The sequence below is a fragment of the Nonomuraea sp. B19D2 genome (assembly GCF_040137845.1).
In the GTDB taxonomy this organism is placed as follows: domain Bacteria; phylum Actinomycetota; class Actinomycetes; order Streptosporangiales; family Streptosporangiaceae; genus Nonomuraea.
Map to the genome: position 1 here is coordinate 69033 of NZ_JBEFAK010000001.1, position 23936 is coordinate 92968.

The 23936-nt window shown below is 70.2% G+C and carries 26 protein-coding genes; 13 read left to right on the plus strand and 13 right to left on the minus strand.

What is annotated here, in order from left to right; all coding sequences use genetic code 11:
• Positions 1 to 71 precede the first annotated feature (71 nt).
• The 3 genes from ABN273_RS00345 (at position 72) to ABN273_RS00355 (ending at position 5042) form a co-directional block, all read left to right on the plus strand.
• The gene (locus tag ABN273_RS00345; RefSeq protein WP_349446554.1) at positions 72 to 3044 is read left to right on the plus strand and encodes an ATP-binding protein; all 2973 of its coding nucleotides are present in this window, start codon (positions 72 to 74) and stop codon (positions 3042 to 3044) included.
• 65 nt (positions 3045 to 3109) lie between these two features.
• The gene (locus tag ABN273_RS00350) at positions 3110 to 4339 is read left to right on the plus strand and encodes a MurT ligase domain-containing protein (protein WP_349446555.1); all 1230 of its coding nucleotides are present in this window, start codon (positions 3110 to 3112) and stop codon (positions 4337 to 4339) included.
• Positions 4329 to 5042, plus strand: coding sequence for a type 1 glutamine amidotransferase (locus ABN273_RS00355; protein WP_349446556.1), 714 nt, complete (start codon positions 4329 to 4331; stop codon positions 5040 to 5042). The genes ABN273_RS00350 and ABN273_RS00355 overlap by 11 nt, the downstream gene beginning before the upstream one ends.
• 70 nt (positions 5043 to 5112) lie before the next feature.
• On the opposite strand, the gene ABN273_RS00360 is transcribed toward ABN273_RS00355, so the two are convergent.
• Positions 5113 to 5475, minus strand: a complete 363-nt coding sequence (locus ABN273_RS00360; protein WP_349446557.1) for a DsrE family protein — start codon at positions 5473 to 5475, stop codon at positions 5113 to 5115.
• A 4-nt stretch (positions 5476 to 5479) separates the two neighbouring features.
• The gene (locus ABN273_RS00365) at positions 5480 to 7591 is read right to left on the minus strand and encodes a transglycosylase domain-containing protein (protein ID WP_349446558.1); all 2112 of its coding nucleotides are present in this window, start codon (positions 7589 to 7591) and stop codon (positions 5480 to 5482) included.
• A gap of 117 nt (positions 7592 to 7708) precedes the next feature.
• Here ABN273_RS00365 and ABN273_RS00370 point away from each other — a divergent pair, with 117 nt between their 5' ends.
• The 4 genes from ABN273_RS00370 (at position 7709) to ygfZ (ending at position 10214) form a co-directional block, all read left to right on the plus strand.
• On the plus strand, positions 7709 to 8197 hold the full coding sequence (locus ABN273_RS00370; RefSeq protein WP_349446559.1) for a heme-binding beta-barrel domain-containing protein: 489 nt from the start codon (positions 7709 to 7711) through the stop codon (positions 8195 to 8197).
• 6 nt (positions 8198 to 8203) lie between these two features.
• Positions 8204 to 8500, plus strand: a complete 297-nt coding sequence (locus tag ABN273_RS00375) for a DUF2470 domain-containing protein (protein WP_349446560.1) — start codon at positions 8204 to 8206, stop codon at positions 8498 to 8500.
• 307 nt (positions 8501 to 8807) lie between these two features.
• Positions 8808 to 9221, plus strand: coding sequence for a Fur family transcriptional regulator (locus ABN273_RS00380; protein ID WP_349446561.1), 414 nt, complete (start codon positions 8808 to 8810; stop codon positions 9219 to 9221).
• Between the two features lie 54 nt (positions 9222 to 9275).
• Positions 9276 to 10214 (plus strand): CAF17-like 4Fe-4S cluster assembly/insertion protein YgfZ, encoded by a 939-nt coding sequence (ygfZ, locus tag ABN273_RS00385; protein ID WP_349446562.1) that lies wholly within the window; start codon positions 9276 to 9278, stop codon positions 10212 to 10214.
• A 4-nt stretch (positions 10215 to 10218) separates the two neighbouring features.
• Here ygfZ and dtd read toward each other — a convergent pair whose 3' ends face one another.
• Complete coding sequence (dtd, locus tag ABN273_RS00390) at positions 10219 to 10644, minus strand: D-aminoacyl-tRNA deacylase (protein ID WP_349446563.1); 426 nt, start codon at positions 10642 to 10644, stop codon at positions 10219 to 10221.
• A 66-nt stretch (positions 10645 to 10710) separates the two neighbouring features.
• Between dtd and ABN273_RS00395 the strand changes: the two genes are divergently transcribed.
• Positions 10711 to 11613: an asparaginase gene (locus ABN273_RS00395; protein ID WP_349447159.1), complete on the plus strand. Its 903-nt coding sequence runs from the start codon at positions 10711 to 10713 to the stop codon at positions 11611 to 11613.
• Positions 11614 to 11621: 8 nt separating this feature from the next.
• Here the strand turns inward: ABN273_RS00395 and ABN273_RS00400 are convergent, their stop codons facing one another.
• Both ABN273_RS00400 and ABN273_RS00405 read right to left on the minus strand, forming a co-directional pair.
• Complete coding sequence (locus ABN273_RS00400; protein WP_349446564.1) at positions 11622 to 13229, minus strand: DUF2207 domain-containing protein; 1608 nt, start codon at positions 13227 to 13229, stop codon at positions 11622 to 11624.
• Between the two features lie 28 nt (positions 13230 to 13257).
• A complete protein-coding gene (locus ABN273_RS00405) occupies positions 13258 to 14358 on the minus strand; it encodes an FAD-dependent monooxygenase (protein ID WP_349446565.1) in 1101 nt (366 codons plus the stop codon).
• Positions 14359 to 14464: 106 nt separating this feature from the next.
• Here ABN273_RS00405 and ABN273_RS00410 point away from each other — a divergent pair, with 106 nt between their 5' ends.
• Entirely contained in the window at positions 14465 to 15373 is a 909-nt protein-coding gene (locus ABN273_RS00410) for a TetR/AcrR family transcriptional regulator (RefSeq protein WP_349446566.1), read from the plus strand.
• A 204-nt stretch (positions 15374 to 15577) separates the two neighbouring features.
• Here the strand turns inward: ABN273_RS00410 and ABN273_RS00415 are convergent, their stop codons facing one another.
• Positions 15578 to 16312: an alanyl-tRNA editing protein gene (locus tag ABN273_RS00415; protein ID WP_349446567.1), complete on the minus strand. Its 735-nt coding sequence runs from the start codon at positions 16310 to 16312 to the stop codon at positions 15578 to 15580.
• Positions 16313 to 16339: 27 nt separating this feature from the next.
• On the opposite strand from ABN273_RS00415, the gene ABN273_RS00420 reads away from it, so the two are divergent.
• Complete coding sequence (locus tag ABN273_RS00420) at positions 16340 to 16969, plus strand: SGNH/GDSL hydrolase family protein (protein ID WP_349446568.1); 630 nt, start codon at positions 16340 to 16342, stop codon at positions 16967 to 16969.
• Here the strand turns inward: ABN273_RS00420 and ABN273_RS00425 are convergent, their stop codons facing one another.
• From ABN273_RS00425 to ABN273_RS00445, 5 genes are all read right to left on the minus strand, one after another.
• Complete coding sequence (locus tag ABN273_RS00425; protein WP_349446569.1) at positions 16970 to 17332, minus strand: DUF2516 family protein; 363 nt, start codon at positions 17330 to 17332, stop codon at positions 16970 to 16972.
• Between the two features lie 121 nt (positions 17333 to 17453).
• Positions 17454 to 17870, minus strand: coding sequence for a hypothetical protein (locus ABN273_RS00430; RefSeq protein WP_349446570.1), 417 nt, complete (start codon positions 17868 to 17870; stop codon positions 17454 to 17456).
• Between the two features lie 3 nt (positions 17871 to 17873).
• Positions 17874 to 18365: a helix-turn-helix domain-containing protein gene (locus tag ABN273_RS00435; RefSeq protein ID WP_349446571.1), complete on the minus strand. Its 492-nt coding sequence runs from the start codon at positions 18363 to 18365 to the stop codon at positions 17874 to 17876.
• A 61-nt stretch (positions 18366 to 18426) separates the two neighbouring features.
• A complete protein-coding gene (locus ABN273_RS00440; RefSeq protein WP_349446572.1) occupies positions 18427 to 19332 on the minus strand; it encodes a M56 family metallopeptidase in 906 nt (301 codons plus the stop codon).
• Positions 19329 to 19685, minus strand: coding sequence for a BlaI/MecI/CopY family transcriptional regulator (locus ABN273_RS00445; protein WP_349446573.1), 357 nt, complete (start codon positions 19683 to 19685; stop codon positions 19329 to 19331). Before ABN273_RS00445 ends, ABN273_RS00440 begins: the two co-directional genes overlap by 4 nt.
• Before the next feature lie 146 nt (positions 19686 to 19831).
• Between ABN273_RS00445 and ABN273_RS00450 the strand changes: the two genes are divergently transcribed.
• Positions 19832 to 20335, plus strand: coding sequence for an O-acetyl-ADP-ribose deacetylase (locus ABN273_RS00450; RefSeq protein ID WP_349446574.1), 504 nt, complete (start codon positions 19832 to 19834; stop codon positions 20333 to 20335).
• A gap of 13 nt (positions 20336 to 20348) precedes the next feature.
• On the opposite strand, the gene ABN273_RS00455 is transcribed toward ABN273_RS00450, so the two are convergent.
• Together ABN273_RS00455 and ABN273_RS00460 are read right to left on the minus strand one after the other, a co-directional pair.
• Positions 20349 to 21137 carry a class I SAM-dependent methyltransferase gene (locus tag ABN273_RS00455; protein WP_349446575.1) on the minus strand — a complete coding sequence of 263 codons (789 nt, stop codon included), beginning with the start codon at positions 21135 to 21137 and terminating at the stop codon, positions 20349 to 20351.
• Between the two features lie 40 nt (positions 21138 to 21177).
• The gene (locus ABN273_RS00460; protein ID WP_349446576.1) at positions 21178 to 21921 is read right to left on the minus strand and encodes an SDR family NAD(P)-dependent oxidoreductase; all 744 of its coding nucleotides are present in this window, start codon (positions 21919 to 21921) and stop codon (positions 21178 to 21180) included.
• Between the two features lie 208 nt (positions 21922 to 22129).
• On the opposite strand from ABN273_RS00460, the gene mshA reads away from it, so the two are divergent.
• The gene (gene mshA / locus ABN273_RS00465) at positions 22130 to 23407 is read left to right on the plus strand and encodes a D-inositol-3-phosphate glycosyltransferase (RefSeq protein WP_502910896.1); all 1278 of its coding nucleotides are present in this window, start codon (positions 22130 to 22132) and stop codon (positions 23405 to 23407) included.
• A 40-nt stretch (positions 23408 to 23447) separates the two neighbouring features.
• A complete protein-coding gene (locus tag ABN273_RS00470; protein ID WP_349446577.1) occupies positions 23448 to 23927 on the plus strand; it encodes a type III secretion system chaperone family protein in 480 nt (159 codons plus the stop codon).
• Positions 23928 to 23936 lie beyond the last annotated feature (9 nt).

Genomic DNA, 23936 nt, shown 5'->3' on the forward strand with positions numbered 1-23936 from the left:
CATGGTCAATGTCAAGGTGACGAGCTGACGGTTGGCGGAATTTAACAAAGAACCGTCTGTGGGGGAATGAAATGCAGCCGAGTGTCTCGCTGAGTGGGCCCTGGTATCGAATCCAGTCGATCGCAGCACCCTCGCGAAGCTCGTCGGCGGAGTGGGATTTCGTCACCGTGCTGCCCGCGGTGCTGTCGGCCGCGCAACGCGACCGGCCGTTCGTCATCGGGTGGCTGTCGCGAGGGTCCGGCGCGCCGCTCGAGCTCATCACCAACGCGGGGCCGCTGTCGCCGCCGCGCCAGCCGCGCAGGTCGACCGGCGCGCCCGAGTATCCGAGCGGGCCCCAGCCGCTGCTGTTCCCCGGCGGGGCCCGCGGCGTCCAACTCGACGAGGAGTATCTCGCCGACCTGGCCGACCTGGTGTGGACGCCGTGCCCGGGCCGGCAGGCGCCGCCGCTCGGGAGCAAGGGGCGCGAGTTCGACCCGGACGAGCTCAGGCGGCCGACGTTGTTCGAGTCGACGCTGGTGACGCTCATGTCGCGGCCGTTCGCCTGGCTGGTCGTGGCCGAGCCGACCGACCTGCTCGACGCCGAGGTGGCGCACCTGCGTACCCAGCTCAACGTGCTCAGGCAGTACGGCGACGCCTCCGAGCGCTCCCGCTTCGACGCCGAGCGCGCCGAGCGGCGCATGCAGGAGCTGGACGCGTTCAGGGAGGCGGGCCTCTGGAACGTACGCGTGCTCGCCGGGGGCGCCACCGCCGAGGAGCTGCGGCAGATCGCGCCCGTGCTGGTCGGGTCGGTCGAGATGAGCCAGCACCCGTACCGGCTGCGCAGCTCGCACGGCGCGGCCTACACGCTGCCGGAGGCCCTGGCCATCACCATGCAGGACCCGGCCGACGGCGCCGCCGCCCCGTTCGCCGCCACCGCCGGAGCCCTCGCGGCGCTGGCCGGGCTGCCCCGCCGGGAGGTCCCCGGGGTACGCGTGCTCGAGTCGGGCTTCTTCGACGTGACGTCCGAGGCCGACGGGGGCGAGCTGGAGCTCGGGGAGATCCTCGACGGGCAGGACAGAGCGGTCGGTACGTTCCGGGTGCCGCTGGCCACGCTCAACCGGCACGCGTTCGTCACGGGCGCGACCGGCTCCGGCAAGTCGCAGACCGTGCGCCACCTGCTGGAGCAGCTCAGCAGGGCGCGCATCCCGTGGCTGGCCATCGAGCCCGCCAAGTCCGAGTACGCCGCCATGGCCGGCCGCATCGACGAGCCGATCACGGTCATCAACCCGTCGGCCCCTGACGGCGTGCCGTTCAGCATCAACCCGCTCGAACCCGAGCCCGGCTACCCCGTCCAGGCCCACATCGACATGATCAGGGCGCTGTTCATGGCGGCGTTCGACGCCGAGGAGCCGTTCCCGCAGATCATGTCCCTCGCGCTGCAGCGCGTCTACGAGGCGACCGGCTGGGACGTCGTCACGGGCGGCGCCGTGCCGGGCTCGAACGTCCCGCCCAGCGTGCCCACCCTCGAACAGCTCCAGCAGCACGCCATGGACGTGATCAAGGAGATCGGCTACGGCCGCGAGGTCCAGGCGGACGTCGAGGGCTTCATCTCGCTCAGGCTCCGCTCCCTGCGGGTCGGCTCGGCCGGGCGCTTCTTCGAGGGCGGCCACCCCGCCGACATCGGCGGCCTGCTCGAACGGGACGTCGTGCTGGCGATCGAGGACGTCGCCAACGACGAGGACAAGGCGTTCCTCATGGGCACGCTGATCATCAGGATCGTCGAGCACCTGCGCATGCGGGCGCGTAGGGAGAAGTCCCACGAGCTGCGCCACGTCATCGTGATCGAGGAGGCGCACCGGCTGCTGCGTGACCGCGGCCACGGGCGGGCGTCCACGCACGCGGTGGAGCTGCTGGCCGGGCTGCTCGCGGAGATCCGCGCGTACGGCGAGGGCATCGTGGTGGCCGAGCAGATCCCCACCAAGCTCGTCTCCGACGTGGTCAAGAACACCGCGCTGAAGGTGGTGCACCGGCTCCCGGCGGAGGACGACAGGAAGCTCGTCGGCGCCGCCATGAACCTGAGCGACGAGCAGTCCCGCCACGTCGTCTCCCTGCAGCCGGGTTCGGCCGCGGTCTTCGCCGACGGGATGGACCGGCCGCTGCGGGTCCGCGTGCCGCTGGGGGAGTCCAGGGAGAAGGTGCTGCCCGGCCCGCCGCCGCCCATCCGGGGCCGCCGGTCCGCGGCGTGCGGCGCGGCCTGCCGTACCGGGCAGGCGTGCACGCTGGTGGAGCTGCGCGAGGCCGACGTGCTCGCCGACGCGCCCGAGTGGGCCTGGCTGCGGATCTGGTGCGACACGGTCGTGCTCGCCTTCGTCAGCAACCGGCCCCTGCCCGGGGTGCCGCGCGCCCTCGCCTCCGCCTGGTCCGACCTGCCGGTGCGGCGCCGGGAGTGCCTGCTGGCGACCCTGATCGAGCGCTCGGTGCAGCGGCGTGCGTGGTCACTGCGCAGCTGGTTCGATCCTTCGCTGCTCACGGAGAAGGCGGCCGAGACCGCCACCCGGCTGCTCGCCGGGCTCGAAGGCGGCGGGGAGCGACCGGGGGCGTCGTGGGTGATCCCGCAGGTCCGCTGGCTGCACGAGGTGGACAGGCTCTTCCCGTACGGCCAGCCGGCCCCCAACCTGCGCAGCCCGGCGCCTCCCATGGAGTACGCCCTCTTCCGCCAGCCGTCCAACGGCAACGGCTCCTCGCCCGATCTCGTCCACACGGAGCTGCTCGGGCACCGGGCGAAGGCGCTGCGGCATCACCCCCTGTCGATGGAGATAGACCGTAACCGGGCGCTGGCCTGGCGGGTGATCCTGGGGGACGACGAGAACGAAGGGGTGCAGCGGGACATCACGACGGTGGCGATCGGGATCGAGTCGTCGGCGCGGGTGCGGCACGTGGGGCAGACGATGGGGGCCGGATGGCTGGAGGGCGTGCTGTCCTGGCCCCGGCGCTTCGTCCTGCCGTTCGAGCAAGGCGGGGCCCCGGAGATCACCTTCGCCGAGCCCGCCCCGAGCCCCTCCTGACCCCTTGGCCGCGTTTTCGTGTGCATCTCCAGACTTACGGCCAACGCCGACTAGGATCCTTGGGCATGACCCAGCTTCCTCTGCGGGCCCAGCTCGCCAGCGCCCTGGGCCGCAGTGCCGCCACACTGTCCAGGATGACCGGGCGCGGTGACGGCTCGGTGATCGGCGGCCGAGTGGGCCTGCTGCTCGAGCCCGACCTCCTGCGCAAGCTGGCCCGCGACCGCAAGCTGGCCCTGGTCAGCGCCACCAACGGCAAGACCACCACGACCAGGCTGATCACGTCGGCGCTGCTCGACCTCGGCGAGGTGGCCACCAACGCGTTCGGCGCCAACATGCCCGCCGGTCACGTCTCGGCGCTCTCCCAGAGCAAGGCCGCCCCGTACGGCGTGCTGGAGGTGGACGAGAAGTACCTGCCGGAGGTGCTCGACACGACCGGTGCGAGCGTCGTCTGCCTGATGAACCTCAGCCGCGACCAGATGGACCGTGCCGCCGAGATCTGGCTGCTCGCGCAGAAGTGGCGCAGGGCCCTGTCCGGCAAGCCCACCCACGTCATCGCCAACTGCGACGACCCGCTCGTGACCTGGGGCGCCTCCACGGCCGCCAAGGTCACGTGGGTCGCCGGCGGGCAGCGGTGGAAGGAAGACTCCTGGTGCTGCCCCGAGTGCGGCGGCCCGCTCGACCGCAAGGACGCCTTCTGGGCGTGCAGGGAGTGCACGTTCCACCGGCCGGAGCCGCAGTGGGCGCTCGACGACGACGTGGCCGTCGATCCGCGCGGTCAGCGGTGGTTGCTCGACATCCAGCTGCCCGGCCAGGCCAACCGTTCCAACGCGGTGATGGCGCTGGCGGTCGCGGAGGCGTTCGGGGTGCCGGTGGAGCGCGCCCTGCCCAGGCTGCGCGAGGTCACCTCGGTGGCCGGCCGCTACACCACCGTCGAGCGCGACGGCCGCCACGCGCGGCTGCTGCTCTCGAAGAACCCGGCGGGGTGGCTGGAGGCGTTCGACGTGGCCGACCCGCAGCTGCCGATCATCCTCTCGGTCAACGCGCAGGGCCCCGACGGCCGTGACACCTCGTGGCTGTGGGACGTCGACTATCGCATCCTGCGCGGGCGGCCCGTGTTCGTGACCGGCGAACGCCGCCTCGACCTGGCGCTCAGGCTCGACGTGGCGGACGTGCCGTTCACGCTGTGCGGCACGTTCAGCGAGGCCCTCGCCATGCAGCCGCCTGGCCGGGTCGACGTGATCGCCAACTACACCGCGTTCCAGAGCATCCGATCGGAGTTCGGCCGTGCCGTCTGACAGCGCCCTGCGCATCGTCTGGATCTACCCTGACCTGCTGAGCACGTACGGCGACCAGGGCAACGTGCTCGTCCTGGAGCAGCGTGCGCACCGCAGGGGCATCGAGACGGAGACGATCCACGTACGCTCGGCGGACCCGGTGCCGGAGACCGGCGACATCTACCTGATCGGCGGCGGCGAGGACCGCCCGCAGATCCTGGCGGCCGAGCGCCTGCGCCGGGACGGCGGCCTCCACCGCGCCGTCGCCCGCGGCGCCGCCCTGCTGGCGGTGTGCGCCGGATACCAGATCATGGGCAGCACGTTCGGCGGCGAGGAAGGCCAGCCGGTGGACGGCATCGGCCTGCTCGACATCGCCAGCTCCCGCGGGCCGGCGCGCGCCGTGGGCGAGCTGGTGGCGGAGGTGGACGCCGCGCTCAACCTCCCCACGCTGACCGGCTTCGAGAACCACATGGGCGTCACCCACCTGGGCCCCGGCGTCAGGCCGCTGTCCAGGACCGTCGTGGGTGTGGGCAACGGCGACGGGTTCGAGGGGTGCCACGCGGGGCACGTGGTGGGGACATACCTGCACGGGCCGGCGCTGGCCCGCAATCCCGCGCTGGCGGACCTGCTGCTGTCGTGGCGGGTGGGGGAGCTGGTGCCGCTCGACGACTCCCGCTACGAGGCCCTCCGCCAGGAACGCCTGGCCGCCGTACGGCCGAGCTGACCCTTCCTTCGGCCGAGCCGCACGTAGAGCGCGACATGCGTGCGGCTCGGAGTCCGGCGGCCGGTGACGGTCAGTAGACCAGCGCCTGCGCGCCCTCGCTGACCGCTTCCTCGACGAACGCCGGAGCGCCCGCGATGCGGACCCCCTCGATCACGTCGTCCACGGTGATGTTCCTGCGGGCCGCGCACTGGGTGCAGAGCGTCACCCGCCCACCCGCCAGCACGGCGTCGAGCAGGTCCGCGAGCGGCGCGGCATGCGGCAGGCTGAACTCCTTGGCCCTCCCCGGCAGCGCGAACCACGACGACTCGCCGGTCAACCAGAGAGAAACGGGCACACCGCTCGCGAGCGCGGCGGCCGCGACCGTGAACGCCTGGTTGCACCGCTCGGGGGCATCCGCCCCGGCGGTCACCTTGATCACCAGTGATCGTCCCATACCGTCACCCTAACTCCTCCGCCGTATCCGGACGCTCCTCGCGGGCCGGTGCGCAGCTCTGGTCGCAGCCGCCGAAGCGGGCCGTGTTCACCGGGGTGAAGTCCGAGGCCGGCACGTCCTTCAGCGCCGCCATCATGGTGTCCTTCCAGATCGGCCCGGGCACCGAGGCGCCGGCCACCGCGCCGAAGTACCGGCCGCCGATCGTGACCCCGGTCAGCTTGTACCGCTGCGAGCCACGCGGGTCGCCCACGCTGACCGCACCCGCGAGGTCGGGTGTGAAGCCGGCGAACCAGGCCGTGGCGTACCCGTCCGTGGTGCCCGTCTTGCCCGCCGCCGGGCGGCCGATGCCGCCGACTCCGCGCATCGTGCCCTTGGTGAACACGCCGGACAGGACCTGCGCGGTGGCGTCGGCCACCTCCGGGTCCAGCGCCTTGCGGCACGACGGCTTGTAGGAGGTCGTCGTGCCCGCGCTCACCTTGGTGATGACCATGGGCGCGCAGTACGTGCCGCGCGCCGCCACCGCCGCGTACGCGGCGGCCACGGTCACCGGGTCCATCTCGTTGATCCCGAGCGTGAACGTCTCGTACTCCTGCAGCGGCCCTCCGTCCGCCCGCCTGATGCCCAGCGACTTGGCCGTCTGCACCGTCTCGCAGAGGCCGACCCGCTGCTCCAGCGCCATGAAGAACGTGTTCACCGACCCCCACGTGCCGGTCGCCAGCGTCTTGAACCCGGGCGAGCCCTCGTCGTTGGTCACCGTCCAGGATGGAATGCCCATGTTCTGACCCTTGCAGTTCTTGAACGAGGCAGAGCCGGGAGCGGTGTAGGCGTTGGTCACGCTGATCCCGTCGTCGATCTTCATGCCCTGTGCGAGCGCCGTGATCAGCGTGAACGTCTTGAACGTCGAGCCCGCCTGGAAGCCGATCAGCCCGCCGTGCCGCTTGTCCGCCACCGGGTTGTAGGAGATCTCCTTCCGTTTGGCGGAACGGCCGTAGGGCCGGCTGGCCGCCATCGCCTTGATCTCGCCCGTACCCGGCTCGACCAGCGCCTCGGCGGCGACGGCGTGGTCCGAGGCGAACACGTGCTTCCTGACGGCCGCCTCCGCCGCCCGCTGCGCCCTGGGGTCAAGCGTCGTGTAGATCTTCAACCCGCCGCGCTCGAACCGCTGCTCCCTGATCCGCTGCGTCCCGCCGAAGGCGGGGTTGGTGAGCAGCTCGTAGCGTACGTACTCGCAGAAGTAGGGATACGGGCTGTCCTGGCAGCCATTGGGGGCGTCGACCCCCTTGTAGCCGAGCTTCTCCGCCTTGGCCTGCGCCGCCTGCTCCGGCGTGATGCGGCCGAGCTGCGCCATCCGGTCCAGCACCACGTTGCGGCGTCCCAGCAGCAGCTCGCGGGCCTGCTTGCCGAGCTCGGGATCGGTCCTGTTGGGGTTCTGGACGGCGCCGGCCAGGGTCGCGGCCTGGGCCAGGCTGAGGTGGGCCGCCGAGACGCCGAAGAAGCGCCGGGCCGCCGCTTCCACGCCGTTGGCGCCCGCGCCGAAGTACGCAATGTTCAGATATCTACGGAGAATCTCGTTCTTGGAGTATTTCTGCTCCATGCCCATCGCGTACCGCAGCTCCTTGAGCTTGCGCGCGTAGCTGGCCTCCAGCGCCTTGTTCTTGCCTGCCTCGGTGTCGGCCGAGTTCAGCAGGACCTGCTTGACGTACTGCTGGGTGATGGAGGAGCCGCCCTGGGCGATGCCGCCCGAGCTGAGGTTCTTGACCAGGGCGCGGACGGTGCCCTCGAAGTCGATCGCGCCGTGCTGGTAGAAGCGGTAGTCCTCGATGGCGACGATCGCCGTCTTCATCACGTCGGCGATCTGGTCCAGGCGGACGACCTTGCGGTTCTCGGCGTAGAACTGGGCGATGCGGTTGCCCTTGGCGTCGTACATGACGGAGGTCTGGGCCAGGGGCGGCTCTTCGAGCTGGGCGGGCTTGAGATCCAGCGTCTCCGTGGCCGAGACGACCAGCGAGCCCGTGCCGCCCACGGCGGGCAGCGTGAGCGCGGCCACCAGGGCGCCGGCGGCGACGGCCGCTCCGGTCAGACGGACAAGGCTCCACAAGGGGCTCGAAGGGGACATGGGCGTCATGACAGCACAGGCCTGTTCTCACTGTCCAAGACTGATATGACGCATCCGTCGATACGGGAATGGATATCGAGGCCGCACAGTGGGCCAACGCCACTAGGCTTGGGGAACATGGAAGAACCAGAAGTGCACCCCGACCTGGAGCAGATCGCGTTCCTGCTCGGGCGGTGGGAAGGCGCCGGCGTGGGCGGCTACCCGACGATCGAGAGCTTCAACTTCGGTCAGGAGATCGAGTTCGCGCACAACGGGAAGCCGTTCCTGTCCTACGTGAGCCGCACCTGGCTGCTCGACCAGGACGGAAACCGGGTGAAGCCGCTGGCCACCGAGTCGGGATACTGGCGTCCCCAGCCCGACAGGCAGATCGAGGTGGTGCTCGCGCACCCGACCGGGATCGTCGAGATCTACGTCGGCGAGGTCGTCTTCCACAAGATCGAGCTACGCACGGACGTCGTCGCCCGCACCGTCTCGGCCAAGGAATACACCGCGGGCCACCGTCTGTACGGGCTGGTCAACGGCAATCTCATGTGGGCGTACGAGATGGCGGCCGCGGGCCACCCGCTCACGGACCATATGTCGGCGGAGCTGAAGAAGGTAGCTTGACCCGGTATGAGCACGCCCTTCACCGCTGACGCCGTCGAGGCGATCAAGCGCCACATGAATGACGACCATGCCGAAGACGCGCTGATCATCGTACGAGGACTCGGCGGACGCCCCGAGGCCACCTCGGCGGTGACGAGCGACGTGGACGCCGAGGCGATCGAGTTCACCGTCGACGGCGGGGAACGGGTCCGGGTGCCCTGGGGGGCGACGCTCACCGAGCGGGCCCAGGTGCGCAAGGCCGTGGTGCAGCTCTATCGGGACGCATGCGGCAAGCTCGGCATCGCGGCACGAGGCGAGCACTGACCCCGGGAGCATGAAGAAGGGCCCCAGGCTGACTCCGCCTGCCGAGCAGGCGGGCCGGATGGACCAAGGTCGGGATGGGATCCCGCCCTCCGGCTGCCAGGGGCCCCGGTGGTTGCCTCGTATTCGCCGTGCGTCACGAGACAACAGTCCGCGACTTAGCGGACAACCACCTCGCTAGTCCAACTATGAATCACCATTGCTTGGACCACCTCCTTTCCGCGTACCAAAGACGCTATGCGCTCCTGCTCGGAAGGGGCAAGTGAATATCACCGGACCGTCCTGCGGCCTCTGCGCCTAAACTCAGGACATGACCGAGACGCAGTGGCATGAGGAACTCCGCGCCAAGGGCTACCGGGTCACCCCCCAGCGCCAGCTCGTCCTTGAGGCGGTCAAGTCGTTGGAGCACGCCACGCCGGAGGAGATCTGCGTCAGGGTCCGCGAGACCGCCCGCGGCGTGAACATCTCGACCGTCTACCGCACGCTGGAGCTGCTCGAAGAGCTCGGCATGGTCACCCACACCCACCTCGGGCACGGCGCGCCGACCTACCATCTGGCGGCCGAGGCCGATCACGTGCACCTGGTGTGCCGGGGCTGCGACAAGGTGTTCGAGGTGCGGCCCGAGCTGGCGGAGGGGCTGGTCAAGGGGCTGGACGAGGAGCTGGGGTTCATCGCGGACGTGCATCACCTGACGGTCTTCGGCCGGTGCCGCAACTGCCGATAGGCGCGCGGCCTCCCGTCTGCGGGCGTCCTCGCGACTGACGCTAGCCTGGATGGCATGCGTAGCCCTCTGCTCGACCTCCCCGGTGCCGTCGCCGCCGACGAGCCGGACTCCGACGTAGCCGCCCACTACGGTGACCTGTTCGCCGAGCAGCGCGCGCTGGCCAAGGGTGAGGCGGTCGTCGACCGCAGCAACCGCGAGGTGGTCCGCATCTCCGGCGCCGACCGGCTGAAATGGCTCAACGACCTGACCTCGCAGAAGCTCGACACGTTGCGCCCCGGCGAGTGGACGCAGACGCTCGACCTCGACCTGCAGGGTCACGTGCTGCACCACCTGACGCTGGCTGACGACGGCGAGAGCGTGCTGGCCCACGTCGAGCCGGGCAGCGCGCAGAGCCTCATCGACTATCTCGACCGGATGCGGTTCATGCTCCGCGTGGAGGTGTCGCGGGCCGACGAGCTTGCCGTGCTCTCCACGACCACAGAGGACTTCCTGGTGCCGCGCGCCGAGCTGCCCGACCACCTGGGCAGGCCGCTGGCGGGGCTGTGGGCGTACGAGGCGCTGCGCATCGAGGCGCACCGGCCGCGGCTGGGGCTCGACACCGACCACAAGACGATCCCCCACGAGGTGGGGTGGATCGGCTCGGCCGTGCACCTGACCAAGGGGTGCTACCGCGGCCAGGAGACCGTCGCCAGGGTGCACAATCTCGGGCACCCGCCGCGCCGCCTGGTCTTCCTGCACCTCGACGGCAGCGTCGACACGCTGCCTCCGCACGGCGCTCCGGTGCTTCTCGAGGGCCAGGAGGTCGGCGTGGTCGGCTCGGCCGCCCGGCACCACGAGCTTGGCCCGATCGCGCTGGCCGTGGTGAAGCGCACGGTGCCGGTGGACGCGCCGCTGCTGGCCGGTGGGGTGGCGGCGGCGCAGGAGGTCATCGTGCCGCCGGACGCGGGCCGCAACGTCAGCATCGACCCCTCGCTGCGCCGCCGCATCCGCTGAGGGCCTAGACCTCGAGGACGAGGGTGATCGGGCCGTCGTTGACCAGCGACACCTTCATGTCCGCCCCGAAGACGCCCGTCTCCACGTGTGCGCCCAACGCGCGCAACTCCTCCACCACCGCGTCCACCAGCGGCTCGGCGACGGGCCCAGGGGCGGCGGCCTGCCACGTGGGCCGTCGCCCCTTGCGGGCGTCGCCGTACAGGGTGAACTGACTGATCACCAGGAGCGGCGCCGACACGTCCGAGCAGGACTTCTCGCCGTGCAGGATGCGCAGCCCCCACAGCTTCGCGGCGAGCTTGGCGGACGAGGCCCGGGTGTCCGTGTGCGTGACGCCCACCAGCACCAGCAGCCCCGGCTCCGCGATCGCCCCGACCGTGCGCCCGTCCACCACGACCGACGCCGAACTCACTCTCTGCACCACTGCTCGCATGGCAACCCATTCTGGACCAGGAGCGACGATCCGTAGACTCATGCCGAAAGGGGAAGCGATATGTCGATGATTGTGGAAGTTGTCCGATCTGGGTTCGTGGAGTCCACGCATCAGGCTCGCATGCTGACCGTGGACGCCGAAGGGCACCCGGTCGCGGCGAGGGGCGCGGTGCACGTTCCCGCGTCGCCACGGTCGTCGATGAAGCCGCTTCAGGCGCTCGGCATGCTCCGCGCCGGTCTGCGGCTGGAGAGGGAGCTGCTGGCGCTGGCCTGCGCCTCGCACTCGGGCGAGCCGTTCCACGTGGACGGCGTCAGGAAGATCCTCGCGGGCGTGGGGCTGGAGGAGCCGGCGCTGGGATGCCCCGAGGACTACCCGTTCGACCGTACGGTGACCGAACGCGGGCGCGTCTACATGAACTGCTCCGGCAAGCACGCCGCCATGCTGGCCACCTGCGTGCTGAACGACTGGCCCACCGACTCCTACCTCGAGCCCAGGCATCCGCTCCAGCGTGCGATCCGCGAGACCGTGGAGGACCTGACGGGGGAGCGGGTCGCGGCCTCGGGCGTGGACGGGTGCGGGGCGCCGCTGTTCTTCGTGTCGATGCTCGGGGTGACCAAGGCGTTCAGGGCGTTCCCCCTGTCCTCGCCCGACTCGTACGAACGCAAGATCTTCGACGCCATGACCACCTACCCCGAGTGGACCTCGGGCACCGACCGGCCGGAGGCCAGGCTCATGCGTGCGCTGCCCGGCCTCATGCTGAAGGCGGGGGCCGAGGCGTTCGACGCGTTCGCGTTCGAGGACGGGCGCGCGGGGACCGTCAAGATCGAGGACGGGTCGCAGCGCGCCCGCGTCCCCATCACGGTCGCGGCCCTGCGCTCGCTGGGCCTGGACGCGCCCGAGCTGGCCGATCTGGCCGCGCCGCCGGTGCTCGGCGGCGGCCGGCCAGTGGGTGAGCTCCGCCTGCGTTAGAGGGGGCGTCAGAGGGTGCGGAACTGGCGGGTGGCGGAGATGGCGCCCGAGGTCGTGGTGGTGAACGTGCGCATCGACCCGGCGAACTTGGACAGGTCCCACTCCGCGGGGCCGTGGTACCAGTACAGGTTGTCGGCCTGGTGGCCGTTCCCGGTGACCGAGGCCACCACGCGCGACCAGTGCTCCACGCCGTCGAAGATGACCGCGTACGGCAGGTAGCGCGAGAACAGCTCCACCCTGTGCTGCTCGGGCACCTCGCCCAGCTCGCCGGAGAACAGGTACTTCCGGAAGCCCATGGTGTGCGCGAGCGCCGCCGAGCCCTTGGCCGTCTTGGCCGGCATGTACTGCCCGCCGACGGCCAGCGCGCCGCCCGCGATGATCAGGGCCAGGCCGAGCAGCCCGTACGTGGTGAACCAGGCCAGCGCCACCGTGGCCACCAGCCCGAGGCCGATGAGCGCCACGCCGGTCGTCGTCCACCTGGTGCGCTCGGTGTCCGGACGCCGGGCGAACCAGCCCTGCTTGACCACGTCGGCGTAGAGGGCGTCGCGCACCTTGCCCAGGTGGGTCGCGAACGAGCCGGACAGCTGCGACAGCAGCACCGCGTCCCGCCCGTCGAAGATGGCGTCGTACAGGGCGCGCTCGTAGGGCAGCAGCGTGTTGGTGGGCGCGTTCGGCAGCTTGACCAGCATCCAGTCGGGCGCGTCGTACGTCTGGCGCGGCTGCTCGTCGATCCGCAGGTAGCCGCGGACCGCGAGGTCGACGATCGTGGCGGTCACGTCGATCACGTCGGCCTGCTCGTCCACGAGCGTGCCGATCTGGCCGGGCCGCACCCCGTCGGGCGGGGAGAAGTGGCCGTTCTGCACCGGATCGACCGAGCCCTGCTCGTGCCCCGCGACCCTGGCGTCGCGCCCGCGCGTCCAGTAGAGCAGGGCGAGGCCGCCGAGCAGCAGCACCAGCAGCCCGGCCAGGGCGCCGCCGGTGACGGCGTTCAGCGTGAACGCGGCGGCCAGCGAGAAGCGCTTCTCCAGGATGGGGGCGCCGCCGCTGGAGCCCTTGGGATAGCCGATGACCACGGTCAGCGCCTGGCCGGGCGCGATGTTCTCCTGCTCGAAGTCGGCCTGGGTGGCCGAGTGGTCCATGGAGGCCGAGGTGCAGCCGATGGCCGAGGTCAGCTCCCCGGCGAAGCAGGACAGGTTCTGCACCTGCCCCGGGCCGTTCACCTTGACCGTGGCCTTGGCGACCTGCTGATTCCACCCGTTCACCGCGAACCAGCGCAGCTCCTCGACACCGCCCGAGGTCGTCACCGCTCCCTTGACGTCGTACTCGACCGTCCCGTTCCCCTTGACGGTGAGTACGTCGCCTGCCAGGGTGCCGCCCTTGACGTTCGAGATCTGGTAGACGCGGTCGTTGTCGTCGTCGTACCGCGTCCTGGTGATGAACGTCCGCTTGAGCTCACCCGACGCCCCGCCGATCTTCTCGACCACGTGCAGGGTGCCGTTCTTGCCGAGGGTCAGCGTCACCTCGTCCGTGATCCCGGCCACCGCTGCGTACGCGGGAGCGGCGGTCAACGTCAGAGCGGTGGCCGCGAGCGCGGCCATCGTGAGTCTGATACCCATGGCGGCAAATCGTATCGGTTCGTGACTGTCAGTCCAGCGTGATGCTGGTTGCAGCCCGCTGAACACTCTCCGGCGAAGCGCCCTGGCCGGGGTTCTCGAGTGCGAGCGCCTGGTTCTGCTCGACGAACGGGCGCATGCGCTCCTCGTACCGGTCGAAGGCCGCCACCTGGTCCCTGCCGAGCTCCTCCGCCAGCACGTACGCCCCCACCAGGGCCAGGCTCGTGCCCTGCCCCGACAGCGGCGAGGCGCAGTAGCCCGCGTCCCCGATCAGCGCGACCCTGCCCTTCGTCCAGTGCTCCATCCTGACCTGGGCCATGGCGTCGAAGTAGAAGTCGTCGGCCTGCCACATGGCCTCCAGCAGCTTGGGCACCTCCCAGCGCGCGCCCGAGCAGCGCTCCTGGACGATGCGCTTCTGCTGCTCGACGTCGCGGTAGTCGTAGTCGATCGGCTCGCCGCGGAAGCCGAGGTTGACCCGCATCACGCCGGCGTCCCTGTCGCTGAAGACGGCGCCGCCCGCGTCGCCGTCGTTGAACCAGGTCTGCCAGTGGTCCAGGCCGAGGAAGTTGTCGGCGGTGAAGATGGACACGTAGGTGCCGAGGTGGCTGAGGAACTGCGCCTCGTGGCCGAAAGTGAGATCGCGCACGTTGGAGTGCAGGCCGTCGGCGCCGACCACGTAGTCGTAGCGGGCACGCCCGCCGCTCTCGAACGTCACGTCCACGCCCTCGGGGCCCTGGGCGAGGGTGGCGATCGAGTCGCCGTAGACGTACTCGGCGCCGGCGGCACGTGAAGCCTCGATGAGGATCGCGGTCAGGTCATCGCGCATGATTTCGATGTCCGGGCTGTCGAACCGGCCCCCGCTGAGGGTCTCCTCCTCGCTGCGCATGATCTCGTTGCCGTCGGCGTCGACCATGGACATCCCCCGCATGGTCGTCCGCAGCTCCCTGATCTGGTCGATGACGCCCATCTTCTCGACCACCGTCAGCGCGGCGCCCCTGATGTCGATGGCCTGGCCGCCCTTGCGCGGGGCCGCGGCCCGCTCGACGAGCGTGGTCTCGTAGTTCCCGTGCTGCTGCAGCCAGTAGGCCAGGACGGGGCCGCCGATGCTCGCGCCGGAGATGAGAACCTTCATGATGTGCTCCCTGTCTTGTTGACGTCGTACGCTGACTGTACGACGTACGGACAGCACGTCACAACTGTATGATGGCAAGATCTGTACTAGTACAGGAGGATGTGGAATGGCCGTCCCGCCCTACGCCAGGATCGTCGCCGACATCAAGCGCCGCATAGCCGACGGCAAGCTGCGCCCAGGCGACCGCGTGCCCTCCACCAGGCAGCTCGCCAGGGACTGGCAGGTCGCGCTGGCCACCGCCGCCAAGGCGCTCGCCCTCCTGGCCCAGGAGGGCGTGGTGGTGGCGGAGCCCCGGGTGGGCACGATCGTGGCGGAACCGCGCGGGGGCCGGACGGCCGTTCGGCGTCAGGAAATTTCCGGAAATGACATGATCCGCGAGCGCATCGTGCGGGCCGCCATCGAGATCGCCGACGCCGAAGGGCTTCCCGAGCTCACCATGCGCGGCGTCGCCGACCGGCTCGGCATGGCCACCATGTCCCTTTACCGGCACATAGGCGGCAAGGACGATCTGGTGCTGCTCATGGTGGACGCCGTGATCGACGCGTACCCGCTGCCCGCGGAACCGCCGGGCGGCTGGCGGGCCAGGCTGGAGACGACCGCCCGGCTGCAGTGGGCCGCGTACCGCGCGCACCCCTGGATGGCCACGGTCACCTCACTGAGCAGGCCGCTGCCCTCAGCCAGCCTCATCAAGCACACGGAGTTCGTCATGGAGGGGCTCCACGACTCCGGGCTCGACGCCACGGCCAAGATGGACGTCCACATCCTGGTCTACAGCTACGTGCAGGGCATCGCCGCCAACATCGAGCGGGAGCAGCGGGCCCAGGCCGCCACCGGGCTCACCGCCGACGAGTGGATGGACGAGCAGGGGGAGCGCATGGGCGCGATCACCGCGGAGTACCCCGCGTTCGGCCGGCTCATCGACGAGCTCGACGGCGACTTCGACCTCGACCTCGACCGGCTCTTCGAGTTCGGCCTCGGCCCGCTGCTCGACGGCCTCGCCAAGGTGATCGACTAGCCCAACCCCTTCGGCCCTCCTCCCCAAAGGAACGCACCGAAGTGCGTTCCCCGTGCTCCCTCCTCAAAGGGCCGCGCCGAAGTGCGTTCCCCGCATTCCCTCTTCAAGGGGCCGCGCCGAAGCGCGTTTCCCCGCTCCTGCTCCCCAAAAGGACCGCACCGAAGTGCGGTGGGGCGTGAAGGGGCGCAGGTCAGCGTAGGAGGGCTAGCTGGTGATCTGGATCCGCAGCCGCCGGAAGCCGCGCCCCTTGCTCTCGATCTTGGCGACCTTGATGTGGCCGATCTGCCTGGTGGAGGCCACGTGGGTGCCGCCGTCGGCCTGGGTGTCGAGGCCCACGATGTCGACGATGCGCACGTCCTGCACGCTCTCCGGCACGAGGTTGGTGGCGGTGCGGATGATGTCGGGGATCTCGAACGCCTCCTTCCGGGGCAGCACGCGTACGTCGATGCGCCGGTCGGCGGCGATCTCGGCGTTGCACGCGTCCTCGACCGCCTCCTTGAACCCGGCAGGTACCTCCGGCAGGTTGAAGTCCATCCGCGCGCTGAGCTCGTCCATGTTGCCGCCGGTGACGAGGCAGCCGTAGTCCCTGAACACCACCCCGCACAGCACGTGGAGCCCCGAGTGCGTACGCATGAGGGCCGAGCGGCGCTCGTCGGCCACCGCCGCCTGCACCACGGTCCCGGCGGGCGGGACGGGGTCGCCCTCGGCCGGGATCAGGTAGAGGTCGTCGCTTTTGCGCACCCCCACGATGCGGGTCTCCACGCCCTGCCAGACCAGAACTCCGTGATCCGCCGGCTGACCGCCGCCACCTGGATAGAATGCCGACCTGCTCAGCACGATCCCATCAGGCGTCGCGTCCAGCACGACGGCTTCGAAGTCGCGTAGGGCCTGGTCCGACAGTTCCAGTCGCTGGGTGCGCCCGTGGAGGTCGTTGGTCATGTCGGCAGCCTAGTGCCCGAGGTGGTAATGCGTGGCCTGAGGCTCATCGCACCGCTCGCCGCGATGACGGCGCTGGTGCCGGGATGCGCCGGTGAAGAGCGAGCCAAGCCCTCGCCCAAGCCGGTGATGATGTTCGTGGGCGACAGCTTCACCGTGGGGTCGGGGCCGGTGCCGCGGTGGGAGACGTACGCGTCGGAGGCCGCGCGGCGGCTGGGCTTCGAGCCGGTCATCGCGGGCGCGGGCGGCACGGGCTATCTCAACACGGGCCGGGTGGGGCGTACGTTCCAGCGCTCGTTCGAGACGGAGCTGGCCTGGCGCCCGGCCCCCGACCTGCTGGTCATCTCCGGCGGCCACAACGACCGGCGCTGGAGCCCGGCGCGGGTGGGGGACGCCGCCGCGCGGCTGCTGAAAGAGGTTCGTACGCGCTGGCCGCGCACGAAGGTCGTCATGGTCGGGCCGATCTGGCTGTCCGGCACGCCGAGGAAGGCCTACGGCATGCGTGACGTGCTGGCGAAGGTGGCCGGCAAGGAGGGCGTGACGTTCCTCGACCCCCTGCGCCATCGCTGGCCCGCGGAGGCGATCCTGCCCGACGGCGTGCATCCCACGCTCGTCGGGCACCAGCGGCTCGCCGCCTGGCTGGCGGGCGAGCTGGCTTGATCACCAGGGGCCGTAGGGCCCGTTGTTGCCCCGGCCCATGCCCTTGACGGCCGGCTTGACGTCCACGATGTAGATCGTGGCCGCGATGACCGCCAGGATCGAGAAGAAGCCCAGGCCGATGCCGATGAACTCGGCGCCGCCGTAGAAGAGGAACGCGTTGAAGTAGCTCCATGCGCCCGCGGCCGAGAACAGCGTCGCCAGCACGAGGATCAGCAGCCAGAGGTTCTTCTGCAGCTTGCCCGCCGAGACGAACGCCGAAGGGGGCACCCGGAGCGCGTGCACGAGGGCGTAGACCGACATGCCGAAGATGACGGCGGCGAGCACCAGGAAGAGGAGATTGAGAACACCGTTGATCAAGTTCATGTTGTTGGCTCCGCACAACGCCGCGATGAAAACGGCTTCAGCCTAATAGGCAGCCCCGACAGGAGGGCACCCTGAAGCGGAAAAGGCCCGCCTCCAGAAAGAGGCGGGCTTCCCGGTCGATTCAGGCCTTCGCCTTGGTGGTGCGGGGCTTCCTGACCGGCGTCACCGGCTTGGCGACGGGCGGCTCGGCGGCCTCGGACACCTCTTCGAGCTCGAGCGCGGCGGTGCCGCTCGCCTTGCTGACGACCTTGCGGCCGCGCGTGGCGAAGTCCTCGTAGACCTCGGTGGCCCTGGTGGTGAACTGGCCGGCGTACTCGCGGGCCTTCTCGGGGAACTCCTTGGCGAGGCCCTCGGCCTTGTCGGCGTACTCGCGGGCGCGCACCGGCAGCTCCTTGGTGAGCTCGGAGCGGCGCGACTGCAGTTTCTGCAGCTGCTCGGGCAGCTCGCGCAGCTTCTCCACGGCGTAGTCGCCGACGCCCGCGACGGCGTAGAACGGCTTGGACTCGGTGAGCTTCTTGACCTCGGTTGCGAGCGTCATGGGTTAACCTTCCTTGGTTTCCTGGGTGACGTTGCCGTTGCCGGAGGGCGCCGCATAGGGCTCAAGAGCGGCGAGAAACTCCTCTGGCAGTGGTTCGTCGTCCGATGCGGAGTCGCGCCGAGGGTGAGCTTTCTGGGAGGTCTGCTCGCCTTCGGCGCGCTTCTCTTTACGGAACGACTCATAGATATCAATCAGCACCTGGCGTTGCCGCTCGGTGAGCTGCGTGTCGGCCCTTATTGCCGTGATGACGTCACTTGGCGGCTCGCGGTCCTCGATGAGGCCTGCCTGCACGTAGAGCGCCTGCGAGGAGATGCGCAGACCCTTGGCGATCTGGTTGAGGATCTCCGCGCTCGGCTTGCGCAGCCCCCGCTCGATCTGGCTCAGGTAGGGGTTGGAGACCCCTGCCGCCTCCGCCAGCTGCCGCAGCGAGATCTTCGCCTGCTGCCGCTGCTCGCGGATGTATTCGCCGATCGAACCGACTTTGGGTAGTGCCATGCCCCATAGTCTGCCTCGTCCTGCTTGCAATTGCAAGCAGGACGGTTAACTGCAGCAAGCATCAGAGCTGGAAAACCCACAGGAGGGGTGTTGTTGTGATCAAAGCCACAGAGAGCGCGATGTACCCGTAGCGCACCGACGCGGCCAGCTCGGGCCCCGGCTTGATCAGCCGGTCGACCCTGGCCATGACGTGCTGGGCGTGCACGCCGAGCATGCCGTTGGGCGTCGGCATGGCGCCCGCCGTACCGAACCTGAGCAGCGCCGTCGCCAGCCTGCGCGGCGAGCAGTAGCGCCGGGCGCGGTCGTCGGCGGCCATCTCGATGAGCAGCTCGACCTGCGACTGCGCGTCGGCCACCACCTTCGACCAGGGCAGCGCCCTGCGCAGCGCGGCGAACGGCAGCAGCACCAGGTCGTGCCGCTCGCGCACATGCGCGGCCTCGTGCGCGAGCACGGCCGCGAGCTCGTCCTCCGACAGCAGCTTGAGCGCGCCCTCGCTCACCACGACCTGCGAGCGCAGGCCGGGCACGCAGTACGCCGCCGCGCTGGGGTGGTCGAGCACCCGCACTCCGGGCACGCCGGGATCGTCGTGGGAGATCAGCGCGAGCAGCATGCGGTGCCGCCGTCGTGCCCGCAGCGCCTGCACGCCGGCCGTGAGGAGCACCGCGACCAGCACGGTCAGCGCGGTGAGCCCCGCGATCAGGGCCAGCACGTGCAGCGGGTCCCACGCCTCCAGCGGCGGCTCTCCCTGCGTGAACGCGATCAGCCCGGGCAGCACCCCCACGCCGTACGGCTGGACCGCGTAGGCGAGCATGGCGCCGGTGGTGGCAAGTCCCCAGGCCACGCCCAGGGACTGCCAGACGATGATGGCCAGCCGTGGAGCTTGTGAGGTCCACCGGGCCGTGGTGAAACGCCAGGAGCCGACCGCGCACGCCGCCGCGAGCGCTGCCAGCACCGCTGCCGTGATCACTCTTCCTCCAGCTCCGTAAGGGCTCTGCGCAGGATCTCCGCCTCCGTGCCTGACACAGCCTGGGCGAAGCGGGTCAGGGCGGCCGATCGGTCGCCCGTCATGTCCAAGGCTTCAAGCATAAGCTCGGCGATGTACGCGTCGCGGCTTTCGGCGGGTTGATACCTCCACGCGCGGCCGTCGCGGGTGCGCTGGAGGAAGCCCTTACGGGTGAGGCGGTCGAGCACGGTCATGACCGTGGTGGGGGCAAGATCGCGGTCGGCTATGAGTCTGCCGACCTCGCGGGCGGTCAACGCACTGTGCTCCGCCCAGAGGATGTCCATGATGCTGCGCTCAAGCTCGCCAAGACCCTTCACGCCCTTCAGGGTAGCTCTACAACCTGTCGAGCTGGCATTTGGGCCATGTGAATCCCGCCACGTCGGATGAACTCCCTCGCGGCACCCCGCGTACCTTCAGACATCGGTGTTGGCGCGGGACGGCCGATGATGACACTCTCGGTTAGATGGAGATCACGCTGGTGCGAGGCGACATCACCGAGCAGCGGGTGGACGCCGTCGTCAACGCCGCCAACTCCTCCCTCATGGGCGGCGGAGGCGTGGACGGCGCGATTCACCGCCGCGGCGGGCCAGAGATCCTCGAGGAGTGCAGGAAGCTGCGGGCCAGTCACTACGGCAAGGGCCTGCCCACTGGACAGGCGGTGGCGACGACGGCCGGGCGGCTGCCCGCGAGGTGGGTGATCCACACGGTCGGGCCGGTTCACTCCAGGTCGGAAGACCGTGCGGAGCTGCTGGCCTCCTGCTATCGGGAGTCGCTGCGGGTGGCCGACTCGCTGGGGGCCAAGTCGGTGGCCTTTCCCGCGATCTCGACCGGGCTCTACGGCTGGCCCATGGACGACGCCGCGCGGATCGCCCTCGATGCGGTGCGGCAGGCGGACACGTCCGTGGCGGACGTCCGCTTCGTGCTGTTCGACAGCGCGGCCTACGCCGTGTTCGAGTCACGCCTCTGACGGCGGCGGCGCTTCAGCGGGGATCGACGGCTGACCAGGGGAGCGTCAGCTCGCCGAGCCGCCACCTGGCCGGGCCGCCCAGTGGCGGGCGCATGGGCACCGGCCACGACGTGGACAGCACCCGTACGGAGGCCAGCCACCGCTGCCGCAGACCGTGAACCCCATACGGCGCGCTCATCGCCCAGGCATGGTCGAAGTCGCTCAGGAACGCATGAATCCGCTCACCGGGCACGTTCCGGTGGATGAGGGTCTTCGGCAGGCGGTCGGCCAGGTCCGAAGGCCGCTCGAAGGCGTCGAAACGGGCCGAGAACGTGATCGTCTGGGGCCCTTCCTGAGACAGCCCCACCCAGACCGCCCGCCGCCCGTTCTCTGACGACGTCCCCTCGACCAGGACGCCGCCGGGAGCCAGCCCGCCCCTGAGCACGTCCCAGTAATGCCACGCCTCGGCCTCGCTGTACTGCCTGAGGACGTTGAAGGCCCGCACCAGCGCCGGCGGGCGCGGGACGGGCAGCTCGAACCCGCCCAGCCGGAAGCTCAACCCGTCCCTCTCGTACGGCTTCGCCACCGCGACCCTGGCCGGATCGATCTCGATCCCGACCACCTCGACCTCCGGCGCCACCCTGCGCAGCCGGGTGAACAGCTCCAGCGTCGTGGTGTGCGACGCCCCGTACCCCAGATCCACCACGAGCGGCCTTTCCGCGGCCCGCAGCAGCCCGCCGTGCACGGCGACGACCCACCGGTCGGAGCGCCGCAGCCGGTTGTGCCCGGTCGTGCCCCGGGTGATCGTCCCGACCGGTGACACGTGCCCTGTCCAGTGCCGTCCGCCTGCGGCTCCGGCCGGTCTAGCCACTGACGCGGTGCACCTTGTGCTGGGCGGCCTGGGCTCTCGGTCGGATGATCATGCGGTCGATGTTCACGTGGGCGGGGCGGGTCACGCACCAGGCGATCGCGTCGGCCACGTCGTCCGAGCTCAGCGGGTCGGGCACACCCGCGTACACCCGCTCAGCGGCCGCCTCGTCCCCGCGGAACCGGGTGACCGCGAACCCCTCGCTCTTCACCATGCCCGGCGCGATCTCCACCACCCGCACCGGCTCCCCGACCAGCTCCAGGCGGAGCGTCTCGACCATCGACGTCTGGGCGTGCTTGGCCGCGCAGTAGCCGCCCCCGCCCTCGTACGACACCAGACCCGCCGTCGAGGTCAGCATCACGAGCACGCCGTCGCCCGACTCGATGAGCTTGGGGACGAGCGCCTGAGTCATGCGCAGGGAGCCGAGCACGTTCACGTCGTACATGCGCTGCCAGTCGTCCAGCCGCGCCTCCGCCACCGATTCGAGACCGAGGGCGCCGCCGGCGTTGTTGACCAGCACGTCGCAGCGCTCGAGCGAGTCCACCAGCGCGTCGACGGACTCCTGGGAGGTCACATCCAGCGTCACCGGCCTGATCGAGGACACGTCCGCGGCCAGCTTGTCCAGGCGTTCGCGCCGGCGCGCACCCGCCACCACCTCGTAACCCTCGGCGGCGAGCCGCCGCGCGGTCGCCTCTCCGATCCCGCTGCTCGCCCCGGTCACCACAGCCGTTCTCCGCATGCCCCTCATCCTGCCAGCCACCCGCCACCACACCACCCCACGGCCACCACCCTCTCCGCCTCCACGCCCCGACCTGCGCCATCGTCTTCGGCGCCGTGAGTTCGGCGTCCGGCAGCGTCGACGGGCGTCCCAAACACCCGGTTATGACCCAATGTCGGGAATGTCGCAAAAATGTGGATGGTTATAAGCAGCTTGGAGGTGGTGTCGAGTGAGGCGACGACGGGTGAGCCGGGTCGCGACCATCAGCATGCACACATCGCCCCTGGACCAGCCCGGAACGGGCGACGCCGGAGGCATGAACGTGTACATCGTCGAGTCCGCCAAACGGCTTGCTCAGCTCGGCGTGGAGGTGGAGATCTTCACCCGGGCCACTGCCCGCGACCTCCCGCCCGTGGCCGAACTCGCCCCGGGCGTCCTCGTACGGCACCTCACCGCGGGCCCGTACGAGGAGATGGACAGGAGCGAGCTCCCGAGCCAGCTCTGCGCGTTCCTGTCCGGGGTGCTGCGTACCGAGGCCATGTACGACCCGGGCCGTTACGACGTCATCCACTCCCATTACTGGCTGTCCGGCCAGGTCGGCTGGCTGGCCAAGGAGCGCTGGGGCGTGCCGCTCGTGCACACCATGCACACCATGGCCAAGGTCAAGAACCTCCTCCTCGCCCAGGGCGACAAGCCGGAGCCCCAGGCGCGCGTGGTCGGCGAGCAGCAGGTCGTGGACATCGCCGACCGCCTCGTGGCCAACACCGTCGACGAGGCGCACGAGCTCATCGAGCTGTACGGCGCCGACGAGAAGCGCGTCGCCGTGGTGAACCCGGGTGTCAACCTCACCGTCTTCCAACCCGCCTCACAGGGCGCCGCCCGCCACCGGCTCGGCCTGCCGCAGGACGCGCACGTGCTCCTCTTCGTCGGCCGCATCCAGCCGCTCAAGGCCCCGGACGTACTGCTCCGCGCCGCCTCCAGGATGCTCATCGACGACCCCTCGCTCCGCGACCGCTTGGTCGTGGCCTGCGTCGGCGGCCCGTCGGGCAACGGCCTGGCCAGACCGTCCCTCCTCACCGAGCTGGCCACCGAGCTCGGCATCCCGGACGTCGTCCGCCTCGTGCCCCCGGCACCGCAGGAGGAGCTGGCCGACTGGTACCGGGCGGCCTCCGTGACGGTCGTGCCCTCGTACAGCGAGTCGTTCGGCCTCGTCGCGCTGGAGTCCCAGGCCTGCGGCACCCCCGTCGCGGCCGCCGCCGTGGGCGGGCTGCGCACCGCCGTACGGGACGGGGTGTCCGGCCTGCTCGTGGACGGCCACGACCCGGCGGAATGGGCGCAGGCGCTGCGCCGCTTCGTCACCTCGCCGCGCTGGCGCGACTCGTTGTCGGAGGGCGCCCGCACGCATGCGGCCGCGTTCGGCTGGCAGGCGACCGCGGCCCGGTTGACGGAGGTGTACGCGGGTGCCGTGGCGCACTTGCACAAGACGCCCGTCGCCCTGAACTTCTAGCTCCGTACTTTTGTTCTGGCGGCCTTCTATTCTGGTGAGCATGCGCGATGTCGTCGAAGCCGCGCTCAAGGCCGCGGACGTCTCCTACGACGAGCCGCGGCCGGGAGCGTTCCTGGTCAAACTGCCCGGCCAGCACAAGCTCGCCACCATGACCTGGTTGATCGTGGGGGAGCAGGCGCTGCACGTCGAGGCGTTCTTCTGCCGCCAGCCCGACGAGAACCACACCGAGTTCTACCGCTGGCTGCTCGGCAAGAACGGCTCGATGTACGGGGTGCACTTCTCGCTCGACCCGGTCGGCGACGTGTACCTGGTGGGACGGGTGCCGCTGGCCGCCGTCACGCAGGACGAGGTGGACCGGCTGCTGGGGTGCGTGCTGACGTACTCGGACGACTGGTTCGACCGGGCGCTGGAGCTGGGGTTCGCGTCGTCGATCAGGCGGGAGTGGGAGTGGCGGGCCAAGCGCGGGGAGTCGCTCGCCAACCTGCAGGCGTTCGCCCGCTTCGCCGACCCGCAGCGATGACGGTTTGAT